The organism is Planococcus sp. A6 (genome assembly GCF_028823615.1).
In the GTDB taxonomy this organism is placed as follows: domain Bacteria; phylum Bacillota; class Bacilli; order Bacillales_A; family Planococcaceae; genus Planococcus.
Genome location: NZ_JAPEHT010000104.1, coordinates 1 through 11,665 on the forward strand (window position 1 = coordinate 1; position 11,665 = coordinate 11,665).

Annotated in this window: 8 protein-coding genes and 1 riboswitch; all 8 genes read left to right on the forward strand. The window is 52.7% G+C overall.

Annotated elements, in window-relative coordinates:
• The first annotated feature begins 106 nt into the window (after window positions 1-106).
• The 8 genes from ON064_RS13865 (at window position 107) to ON064_RS13900 (ending at window position 11,491) form a co-directional block, all read left to right on the forward strand.
• A complete protein-coding gene (locus tag ON064_RS13865; protein WP_274625225.1) occupies window positions 107-940 on the forward strand; it encodes a DUF6920 family protein in 834 nt (277 codons plus the stop codon).
• Window positions 941-1,043: 103 nt separating this feature from the next.
• Window positions 1,044-1,146: riboswitch (SAM riboswitch) on the forward strand.
• A gap of 104 nt (window positions 1,147-1,250) precedes the next feature.
• On the forward strand, window positions 1,251-3,098 hold the full coding sequence (locus ON064_RS13870) for a bifunctional homocysteine S-methyltransferase/methylenetetrahydrofolate reductase (protein WP_274625230.1): 1,848 nt from the start codon (window positions 1,251-1,253) through the stop codon (window positions 3,096-3,098).
• Window positions 3,091-6,528 carry a methionine synthase gene (gene metH, locus ON064_RS13875; protein ID WP_274625226.1) on the forward strand — a complete coding sequence of 1,146 codons (3,438 nt, stop codon included), beginning with the start codon at window positions 3,091-3,093 and terminating at the stop codon, window positions 6,526-6,528. Before ON064_RS13870 ends, metH begins: the two co-directional genes overlap by 8 nt.
• Window positions 6,529-6,890: 362 nt before the next feature.
• The gene (locus ON064_RS13880) at window positions 6,891-7,364 is read left to right on the forward strand and encodes an MsnO8 family LLM class oxidoreductase (protein ID WP_274625227.1); all 474 of its coding nucleotides are present in this window, start codon (window positions 6,891-6,893) and stop codon (window positions 7,362-7,364) included.
• Complete coding sequence (locus tag ON064_RS13885) at window positions 7,315-7,875, forward strand: LLM class flavin-dependent oxidoreductase (protein ID WP_274625228.1); 561 nt, start codon at window positions 7,315-7,317, stop codon at window positions 7,873-7,875. The genes ON064_RS13880 and ON064_RS13885 overlap by 50 nt, the downstream gene beginning before the upstream one ends.
• A 174-nt stretch (window positions 7,876-8,049) precedes the next feature.
• Entirely contained in the window at window positions 8,050-9,030 is a 981-nt protein-coding gene (locus ON064_RS13890; RefSeq protein WP_121300321.1) for a TAXI family TRAP transporter solute-binding subunit, read from the forward strand.
• 83 nt (window positions 9,031-9,113) lie between these two features.
• Window positions 9,114-9,467, forward strand: a complete 354-nt coding sequence (locus tag ON064_RS13895) for a DUF1850 domain-containing protein (protein WP_274625231.1) — start codon at window positions 9,114-9,116, stop codon at window positions 9,465-9,467.
• Window positions 9,464-11,491: a TRAP transporter permease gene (locus tag ON064_RS13900; RefSeq protein WP_274625229.1), complete on the forward strand. Its 2,028-nt coding sequence runs from the start codon at window positions 9,464-9,466 to the stop codon at window positions 11,489-11,491. Before ON064_RS13895 ends, ON064_RS13900 begins: the two co-directional genes overlap by 4 nt.
• Window positions 11,492-11,665: the final 174 nt, after the last annotated feature.

The window sequence follows — 11,665 nt, forward strand, 5'->3', positions numbered from 1 at the left end:
TTCTATTGTTTCACCAGGCAGGGAAAACAGCTGCCGTGTCGAAAGAAACTACAATGGAAATAGTTTACGGATAATAGCGCAGCAAAATCGGAGAGGGGTATGTGGCATGAAACGCAGATGGCCGGTTTTAGCATTGACATCACTTGTGGTATTCGGAGCTTACCGAAAATACAAAGACATGACGCGGCTCGTTAAGCCGACGTGGCCGGAAGTCCGTCACGCCGGAGAAGTGGAGAAAGCGAGAACGGGCAATCTCCCAAAACCAATCGCTAAATGGCTGGAAGCAAGCGGCGCAATCGGCCGCGAACAAGTGATGGGCGTTTATGTAAAGCAAGTGGGCTGGATGAAAACCAAACCCGACCAGGAAGAATGGACCGAATCGACCGCCGAGCAATACAGTTTTGTTGAACCGCCGTCGTTTTATTGGAAAGCGCGCATGAAAGTGGATGGTTTGTTCGTCGCAGGGTCCGACAGTTTTCGGGACGGCCGCGCGGGCATGCGCATTCGCTTTGCGGGGCTCGTGCCGATCAACCGGACGATGCCCGACGGCAAGCTCGATGAATCGGCTTTGCAGCGCTTTTTAATGGAGATGGCCTGGCTGCCTGGGCTAGTATTCAGCCCATATGTGCGTTTTTTGAACAGCAACGAACGTTCCGTGGAAGCGGAAATGACCTATAACGGGTCGACCGCCAATGTGACTTTCGAGTTTGATGAAACAGGGCGCATGAAGCGGGCGCGCGCGATGCGCTATAAAGAGGTCGGGGAAGATGCCAAGCGCTTGCCGTGCATCGCAGAAGTGCATGAATGGCAAACAGTCGACGGCATCGAAATCCCGCGGCGCATCGACATCACGTGGATGATCGACGGCCAAGCCTTCACTTGGTATAAATTCACCGTCGAAGCCGCTAAATTCAATCCGCGCGTACCGGATGCCTGGTAGAGATCAGAAATGTAACAGAAAGTTCTTTGTTTTTTGATAAATCACCTTGACCCAAATCACCGCAGGGGGTATCATGTGGGAATACTGAAAACTGCATAGTGAATTCTTATCTAGAGAAGTCGAGGGACTGGCCCGATGACGCTTCAGCAACCAGCCGCTTGCGGTCAGGTGCTAATTCCAGCAGGCACACGCCTGGCAGATGAAAAGGAACGAGTCCGATATCGTAAAGCCTTCTTTTTCATGGAAGGCTTTTTTTCTTTCATATCGATGCGTCCGCAGCTGCACGGCAAAATCAGACAGAGGAGGACGAATCATGTTATTAGATGAACTGAAAAAACGGATGCTGACGGCGGACGGTGCCATGGGAACGCTGTTGTACTCCTACGGCATCGAATACTGCAACGAGGAATTGAACATCCAGCGCCCAGAAGTGATCGAGAAAATCCACCGCGACTATATTGCAGCCGGGGCGGATATCATTCAAACGAACACATACGGGGCAAATGCCCATAAACTGGCGCGCTACGGGCTCGAAGAACAGACCGAAGCGATCAATAAAGCGGCGATTGCCATCGCCAATAAAGCCGCAAAAGACGGCGGGCAGTTTGTCGTCGGCACAATCGGCGGCATCCGTGGCATCCGCAAAAGCGATGCGACGCTTGATGAAATCGTCGCCATGGTTGACCAGCAAGCCCAGCATTTATTATCGGGCGACCCCGACGGCTTATTGCTCGAGACGTATTACGATTTCGAGGAACTCGCGGCAACCGTCAGCCACTTGAAGAAACTGACCGACGCGCCGCTCATTGCACAATTATCCATGCATGAGCCTGGTATCCTCCAAAACGGCATGAGCTTGAACGAAGGGTTGAAACGATTGGATGCGCTCGGCGCGGAAATTGTCGGTGTCAATTGCCGTCTTGGCCCGCACCATACGATCCAGGCATTCGAAGGCGTCGAACTGCCGGAAAAAGCCTTTTTGTCGGCTTACCCGAACGCTTCGCTATTGGATATCGAAGACGGGCGAATCGTCTATGAATCGGAAGCCGATTATTTCGGCCGTGCGGCATTGCTTTTGCGCGAAGAAGGCGTGCGCCTCATCGGCGGTTGTTGCGGTACGACGCCAAAACATATCGAAGCTGTGAAAAAACGCATCGGCCATTTGCAGCCGATCACTGAAAAGAAAGTCGAAGAGAAAAAGCCGATCGTCATCCGTGAAGCGGAGGCGCTGAAAGACAAGCCGCTGCACGAAAAAGCGAAAACCGAACGGACCATCATCGTCGAACTCGATACGCCGCGCCATTTGGATATCGAAAAATTCCTCGAAGGTTCAAAAGCATTGGACGCAGAGGGCATTGACGCCATCACGATGGCTGATAATTCACTCGCTTCGCCGCGCATCAGTAATATGGCGATGGGCTCGATCCTCAAGCATAAGCAGGATGTCAGACCTCTCGCGCACATCACGTGCCGTGACCGCAACTTGATCGGCCTGCAATCGCATATTATGGGGCTGGACGCACTCGGCATCCACGACATACTCGCCGTCACAGGGGATCCGACAAAAGTCGGCGATTTCCCGGGCTCCACCAGCGTCTATGATGTATCAAGCATGGAATTAATCCAACTCATCAAAAAGCTCAACGAAGGCATTTCATTTTCTGGGAAGCCGCTCCGGAAAAAAGCGAACTTCTCGGTCGCCGCCGCGTTCAACCCGAACGTCCGCGTGGTGGAGCGAGCTGTTCAAAGGCTCGAGAAGAAAATCGAAGCCGGGGCGGATTATTTCATTTCGCAGCCGGTCTATACAAAAGAGAAAATTATCGAAATCCATGAGGCGACCAAACATCTGGACACGCCGATTTTCCTCGGGGTCATGCCGCTGACGAGCATACGAAGCGCCGACTTCCTGCATAACGAAGTGCCGGGCATCAAATTGTCCGAAGAAGCGCTCGACCGCATGCGGGCTTGCGGCGAAGACAAGGACAAAGCGACCGCGGAAGGCATCCAGATCGCGAAAGAATTGATCGATACCGCAGCGGAACTGTTCAACGGCATTTATTTGATCACGCCATTTGTGCGCTACGACATGACGGTGGAATTGATTCGCCACATCCGACAACTAGATTTAAAGAAAGCGAGCGATCGTGCCTATGCCTAAACATTTAATTGAACAGCAGCTCGAAAAACGCATCCTCATCATTGACGGCGCAATGGGAACGATGATCCAAAACGCGGACCTGTCCGCAGAAGATTTCGGCGGCGAGGAATACGACGGCTGCAATGAATATTTGAATATCGTACGCCCAGATGTGCTTGAAAGAGTGCACGACGCTTATTTGGAAGCGGGCGCCGACATCATCTGCACGAACACATTCGGCGGCACGCCAGTCGTTTTGGATGAATACGGGCTCGGCCATCGTGCAGCGGAAATCAATCAAAAAGCGGTCGAAATCGCCAAAAAGAGCCAAGCGAAATATTCGACGCCTGAATGGCCGCGTTTTGTTGCGGGTGCACTCGGGCCGACGACGAAAACTTTGTCGGTAACAGGCGGCATTACATTCGACGAATTGAAAGCCGATTTCCAGGTGCAGGCGAAAGCCTTGATCGAAGGGGGCGCGGATCTATTATTGCTGGAGACGAGCCAGGATATGCTCAATGTCAAAGCGGCGACGATTGCGATACGCGATGCCTTTGAAGAAACCGGTGTGGAATTGCCGGTGATGATTTCAGGAACAATTGAACCGATGGGCACAACGCTCGCCGGGCAGACAATTGAAGCCTTTTATGTGTCGATCGAACATATCAAGCCGCTTTCTGTCGGTTTGAACTGTGCGACAGGGCCGGAATTCATGACCGATCATTTGCGTTCGCTGTCTGAATTGTCGACAGGCTATGTCAGCTGCTATCCGAACGCTGGACTGCCCGACGAAGAAGGGCATTACCACGAGACGCCGGAATCCTTATCGAAAAAACTGCGCGGCTTTGCTGAAAAAGGCTGGCTCAATGTCGTCGGCGGCTGTTGCGGCACTACACCAGCACATATTGCAGCGGTGCGTGAAGCGGTCGACGGGCTAGCTCCGCGCGAGCGCAATGAAACGAGCCATGGCCATGCGGTGTCCGGCATCGAAGTGCTCGAATACGACGAGTCGATGCGTCCGCTATTTGTCGGCGAACGCACGAACGTCATCGGTTCGCGCAAGTTCAAGCGGCTCATTATCGAAGGGAAGTTCGAAGAAGCGGCGGAAATCGCCCGCGCCCAAGTGAAGAACGGGGCGCACGTCATCGATATTTGCCTGGCAAACCCGGACCGCGACGAACTTGAAGACATGGCGGCATTCATGCAGGAAGTCGTCAAAAAAGTGAAAGTGCCGCTCGTTATCGACTCTACGGACGAAGACGTCATCGAAGCGTCGCTGAAATTCTCCCAAGGCAAAGCGATCATCAACTCGATCAATTTGGAAGACGGAGAAGAACGCTTTGATGCGGTTATGCCGCTCGTGAAAAAATACGGCGCTTCGGTCGTCGTCGGCACAATCGACGAAATCGGTATGGCGGTCACACGCGAACGCAAACTCGAAATCGCGGAACGCTCGTATCACTTGCTGACAGAAAAATGGGGACTCGCACCGGAAGACATCATTTTCGATCCGCTCGTGTTCCCGGTAGGAACGGGCGATGAGCAATACATCGGATCGGCACTCGAAACAGTCGAAGGCATCCGTTTGATTAAGGAAAAACTGCCACGCGCCTTAACTATTCTCGGGGTATCGAATGTGTCGTTCGGTTTGCCGCCGGTCGGCCGCGAAGTGCTGAACGCCGTTTATCTCTATCATTGCACACAAGCCGGGCTTGATTACGCGATCGTCAACACCGAGAAGCTTGAGCGCTTCGCGTCGATCCCGCAGGAAGAAGTGAAGATGGCGGAGGAGTTGTTGTTCGAGACGACCGATAAAAACCTGGCGGACTTCACGGACTTCTACCGCGATAAGAAAAAGGAAAAAACCGAAGATGATATTCCGGATACCGTGCCGGAGCGCCTCGCTTACTATATCCTCGAAGGCACAAAAGAAGGACTCGTCCCTGATCTTGAAAAAGCGCGGGAGATGTACGAAGACCCGCTCGAGATCATCAACGGCCCTCTCATGGAAGGAATGGCGGAAGTTGGACGCTTGTTCAACGACAACCAACTGATTGTCGCGGAAGTGCTGCAATCAGCCGGAGTCATGAAAGCGGCCGTGTCCTATCTCGAAGGCTTTATGGAAAAGAAAGCGGACGATAGCGGAAAAGGCAAAGTCATTCTCGCGACCGTCAAAGGCGACGTGCACGATATCGGCAAAAACTTGGTCGACATCATCTTGTCGAACAATGGCTTTAAAGTGATCGACATCGGCATCAAAGTGACACCAGCCGCCTTGATCGAAGTGATCCGTAAAGAACAGCCGGATATTGTTGGCTTGTCGGGGCTGCTTGTGAAATCCGCCAAGCAGATGGTGCTGACGGCACAGGATTTCCGTGAAGCGGATATCGACGTGCCGATTTTAGTCGGCGGTGCGGCCTTGTCCCGGCGCTTTACCGAAACGAAAATCGCCGCTGAATACAACGGCCCGGTCATTTACGCCAAAGACGCGATGCAAGGGCTGGACCTCGCGAACCGCCTGCAAAGCGGCGCGGGAAAAGCGGTCTTGCTTGAAGAACTCGGCGCCCAACAGGAAAAGCGCCAAGCGCAAGATGCCGCGCGCGCCGAAAAAGGCGCTGTCGCCATTTTGGAAAAGCCGGTCAAGACCGTGCGCGAAGATGCACCTGTTTACGTGCCGAACGATTTGCGCAGGCATGTATCGAAAGAGTATTCAGTCGCGCATCTATACCCGTATGTCAATATGCGCACATTGATCGGCCATCACTTGGGGCTGCGCGGCTATAGCGACAAACTGTTGCAGCAAGGCGACGCGCGGGCGGTGGAACTACACGAACTCGCGACGAAGTTTCTCCAGTCAGGAATACTGAAGCCTGCCGGGATGTATCAATTCTTCCCGGCGCAATCGGAAGGCGACGATGTCATCATCTACGACCCGAAAGACGCCAAGACAGAAATTGAGCGCTTCACATTCCCGCGCCAAGCGAAAGCGCCGTTCCTCTGTCTAGCTGATTATTTGAAATCAACCACAAGCGGCGAGATGGATTACGTCGCATTCATGCAAGTGACGGCAGGGCACGGGGTGCGTGCGGAAGCGACGCGCTTGAAAGAGGCAGGGCGCTTCCTCGAGAGCCATGCACTGCAGGCGACCGCTTTAGAACTCGCGGAAGGATTCGCAGAACGCATTCATCAGGAAATTCGCGATCAATGGGGCTTCCCGGACGCGACGGACTTCTCGATGCGCGACCGGTTCGCGGCAAAATACCAAGGCCAGCGCTTCTCATTCGGCTACCCGGCCTGCCCGAATCTGGAGGACCAAGCGAAATTGTTCGGCCTTATCAAACCGGAAGACATCGGTGTCCACTTGACGGAAGAATTTATGATGGACCCGGAAGCATCGGTATCGGCGATTGTCTTCGCCCACCCGGATGCGCGTTATTTCAATGTAGAATAAAGGAAGCGGACCAGGAAAGCCTGGTCCGTTTTAAATTATTTTAAAGAAGTAATTACTGTCGAAACTCGTGGTAAGAGTAGATACTGTTACCAGATCAAAATACTCAGTGATGAAGCTAAGTGGTTTGGAGAAGTGTCTGCCCGACTCCTGTGGATCAGCGAGACGACCGAGACACCGCAAGGAGCGAAGCGGATGAGGAGGCTTGGGCGCGAGCCCACGGAAAGCGGGCAGTAAACTTCGGAAAGCCACCTTAACTTTAATTGCTTTATATAGGATAAAGCGGACTGGCAGACCCCGGTTCGTTTTTTCTATGTGCTCGAGTGGTATGATGAAGAATAGAGAGTTAAAGGAGGTGCGGACGTATGACCGTCTTGAATATTTTGGATTACTCGCCGATCGATGAAGGCGAAACGGCAGCTTCCGCGCTGCGCTCGACGGCGGAATTGGCGAAACTGGCGGACCGCTCAGGCTACAAGCGCTATTGGGTCGCTGAGCATCATCAAGTGTTTTCAGTGGCCGGCAGTTCACCGGAAATGCTCATGATGCATCTCGCGACACTCACCGAACGCCTGCGTATCGGTTCTGGCGGCGTCATGCTGCCGCATTACAGCGCCTATAAAGTGGCGGAGAATTTCCGGTTGCTTGAAGCGCTGCACCCAAACCGAATCGACCTTGGCATCGGGCGGTCGCCGAGTTTCCGGCTCGTCAACCAAGCGCTCAACGAATCAAAAGGCAAGCGCGTCCCTTATGCCCAGCAACTCATTGACCTAGAGAAATACTTCACTGATGACACCGATCATGAACAAAGCGACACCATTCACAGAGACAGCGCCTGAACTGTGGTTGCTCGGGACAGGTGAAGGCTCAGCGAAACTTGCGGCTGAACGCGGCATGGCTTATGCCTATGCCCATTTCGCGCGTCCTGAAAAAGCGGGAATCGACGCGATTGCACGCTACCGGGAAACTTTCATCCCGTCCGGATTGCGTGAACAGCCGCATGTTGCTATCGCCGTTTTCGCCATTGTGGGCGAGACGGAAGAGCGAGCCGAACAGCTCGCCAAAGCATTCGATTTATGGCTGTTGTTCGTCGAATCCGATTTCCAGCCGCCGTATTACCCATCGGTCGAGACCGCTGAAAAGCGGCGCCTCAGTGCAGCGGAACAAGAACGAGTCGAGCGCAACCGGGGCCGCATGCTTGTCGGGACGGCTGAACAAGTCAAGCAGCAAATCGAAACCGTCGCCGAACAATTTGGGGCCGACGAAATCACTATTATCCCAAATATCGCCAGCCACCAAGCGCGCATGGACACCGTTCGTCTATTGGCTGAAGCCTTTAATATGCAGTGAATGTATTAAGAAATCCAATATAAGTAAGGATTTCTTAGTATTTTACTGATAATGGAATACATTAGGTGAATAAGTATTCTAAAAAATTTATAAAAACTGAGAATATGCAATATTGCCTTTTATTTAAGGAAATTGTCCTTTATAATAGTGAAAAACCTATTAGGAGGAGAACATATGAACAAATATAAATTAAGCGCTTTCACAACTGTAGTCGCTGGCGCTATGACGCTTGCAGCTTGCGGCGGCGGTGAAGAAGCAGGATCCGGCGGCGAGGGCGGCGGAGAAGGCCTCGAATCGAACATCGTAACGATCGCAACGGGCGGTGCATCCGGCCCTTACAATATCATCGGTTCTACGCTTGCAGATGTTTACAGCAATGAGTACGGCGTCAACTCCCGTACACAGACAACGGGCGCATCAGTTGAAAACGTTAACTTAATGAAGGAAGACAAAATCGAAATGGCGTTCACGATGAGCGATGTTGTCAGCCAGGCAGTTGAAGGAGAGGAAAGCTTCACCGAGCCAACAGACAAAATCAGCCAAATCGCTGCGCTTTACCCGAACTATGTGCAGATCGTCACGACAGAGGATTCCGGCATTGAAACTTTCGATGACCTTGTCGGCAAACGCATCGCCGTCGGTGACCAGAACTCCGGCGTTGAGGTCAATGCCCGCACGCTTCTTGAAGGACACGGCATTACATATGACGATATCGAAGTTGATTACCTCGGCTATGCAGAAGCGGCAGATGGCTTGCGTGCCGGGCAATTGGACGCGGCGTTCCTGACGAGCGGCTTGCCGAACGCATCGCTTTTGGAGCTTTCTGAAACACTCGATATCCGCATGGTGTCGATTGACCCTGCCGATGTAGAGGAAATTGCACAGGACAAGAGCTATTTCGTTGCACTTGAAATCCCTGCAGACACGTACGGAAACGAAGAAGCGGTTCCGACTGCAGCAATCATGAATGCTTTGATCGTCGATTCAGAGATGAGTGAAGACGATGTCTACAAATTGACGCAGACTTTCTTCGACAACCTGGAAACACTCGGGAATTCCCATCAGGCAGCAACCGACATCACGCTTGAAAAAGCGCAAGAAGGCCTAGTGGCGCCATTGCACCCAGGCGCTGAACGCTACTATAGTGAACAATAAAAAGCTTTGGGGGGGAGGAGCATTCATTGCGGTGCTCCTTTTTTTCCTGCTGATAAAACTGCCGGTCATTGCCTTTGAAACGGGTGGCGAGCGGGTGCGAATTATCGTGGATCCATTCGGTCGAAAAAGAGGAATGGCGCGAATACTACGAACGCAACGGACAGACGCTGCTGTTGACGGAAACCCATTTCAAGACATTCGGGGCAGGGGTGCCGTCAGATGGCACGATTTTGCCATCGGATGACGGATTCGTCCACATGCAGATCGACCGGGAATTCGAAGAACTGAATTTGACTGTTTCGGAAAATGCCCAGACCGTCATACGTGCAGGCGGCCGGGAAATCCCGCTGCACGCCTTGGCCGATGATTATGAAACGTTCCAGATTTCGGTCGACTATATTCATTTATGGAATTATGTAGGAGGGAAGACATTATGACCAAAGACAACCGGGATTTAGATGTTGAGAGCGTCTCGGCGCACGAAGAAGACAAAAACGTTAACCAGGAAGTGCTGGAGAAATACGATGTGGACGCCAAAGTCCGCAAATTGCGCAGCCGCAATATCGTCTTTGCCATTGCGGCGATCGCCATCGCATATTCCCTTTATCACCTATGGGTGACATTCAATCCACTGCCTGCACTTCAGGCGCGCTCGATTCACGTAGCAGTCGGGATGGGGCTTGTGTTCCTGGTCTATCCTGCATTCAAAAAGCAGGACAAGACGCGCATCCCATTCTATGACTGGATTTTGTTCTTATTCAGCTTGGCGACCGCTGGGTATTTAATCTATGAATATGATGCGATCATGACGACGCGCGGCGGGATTCCGAATACGCTCGATATCATCATGGCCATCGCGACCGTTGTCTTGGTTCTCGAAGCAGCGCGCCGCGTAACCGGCATCATCCTGCCGATTCTCGCGCTCGTGTTCCTAGTCTATCCGTTCATCAGCCATTTCTTGTGGATGCCGGATATGCTCATGACGCGCCCGTTTGACCTCGGTGATATTTTCGGCCAGCTGTATTTGAAAACGGAAGGTTTGTATTCGACAGCGATTTCCGCGTCCTTGCAATTCATCTTCCTGTTCATCCTGTTTGGCGCGTTCCTCGCGAAATCGGGGATGGGCCAATTGTTCAACGACTTGGCAATGGCGCTAGCCGGATCCAAGCAAGGTGGGCCGGCAAAAGTCGCAGTCATCTCGTCCGGTTTCATGGGAAGCATCAACGGTTCCGCAATCGCCAACGTCGTCGGAACCGGTGCATTCACCATCCCCTTAATGAAAAAGATCGGCTACAATAAAAACTTCGCAGGCGCCGTCGAAGCGAGTGCTTCGGTCGGCGGGCAAATATTGCCGCCGATCATGGGCGCCAGTGCCTTCATCATGGCGGAAACGACAGGCATCGCTTACGGCACGATTGCGCTTGCTGCACTCTTGCCAGCGGTCCTGTATTTCCTCGGCGTCATCATGCAAGTCCATTTCCGCGCCGGCAAAGACAGCTTACGCGGCATTCCGAAAGCTGACTTGCCGCGCACGAAAGAAGTATTGAAAGAAAAAGGGCATTTGCTATTGCCGATTGTAGGGCTTGTGTTCATGCTCTACACCGGCATGCCGATCGCTTATGCCGCTTTCTACACAATCGTCCTGACAGTCGTCGTTGCGGCATTCCGCAAATCGACGCGCATGGGCGTACGCGATATCCTTGAAGCGCTCGAAAACGGCGCGCGCCAATCGCTTTCCGTCATGATCGCCTGTGCGGTCGTCGGGATCATCATCGGCGTTGTCAGCCTGACAAGCTTCGGGACGGTCATGACATCTGCCATCACGGCGTTCGGTGCAGGATCCCTGTTCTGGACTTTGTTCCTGACAATGCTTGCATCGATCGTGCTTGGCATGGGCTTGCCGTCCATCCCGGCGTACATCATCACAGCGACCATGACAGCACCGGCGCTTGCTGAATTCGGCATCCCGGTTCTCGTTGCGCATTTGTTTGTGTTCTACTTCGGGATTTTCGCGAACATCACGCCTCCTGTCGCACTGGCCGCCTTTGCGGGTGCCGGGGTGTCCGGCGGGGATCCGATGCGAACCGGCTTCAACGCCTTGAAGCTTGCGATTGCCGGGTTCATCATTCCGTATCTATTTGTCTACAATCCAGCGATGCTGATGATCGATACGACAGATGTAGCCGTCAATGCGACAGAATTCGCCTTGCCACCAATACTCGAAATCATCATGATCACCATCACGGCGATTATCGGCATCATCGCACTGAGTGCTGCGGCAGAAGGCTATTTCCAGACCCGCATGAATGTCGTGACGCGAATCTTGCTCGGCATCGGGGCATTAATGACGATCTTCCCCGAAACCTTGACGGATACGATCGGCCTAATCATCGTCCTCGGAATCTTTGCTTTGAATTACATGAATGCACGCAAGAAAAATCAGTCGCCGAAAACGGCCTGAAGAATGAAATGAAACCGCCAGGAATTTTCCTGGTGGTTTTTTTGTGCAGGTTGGTGGTAGTGAGTTTGAACGTGTTTTCCGGAAAAGTATAAAGACTAAGTAAGTAAATAAGTAAGTAGAATAGCTTGCGCTATTCGACTGCGTTGCAGGGGGCTGCTTGCCGTGGGGCGGGTG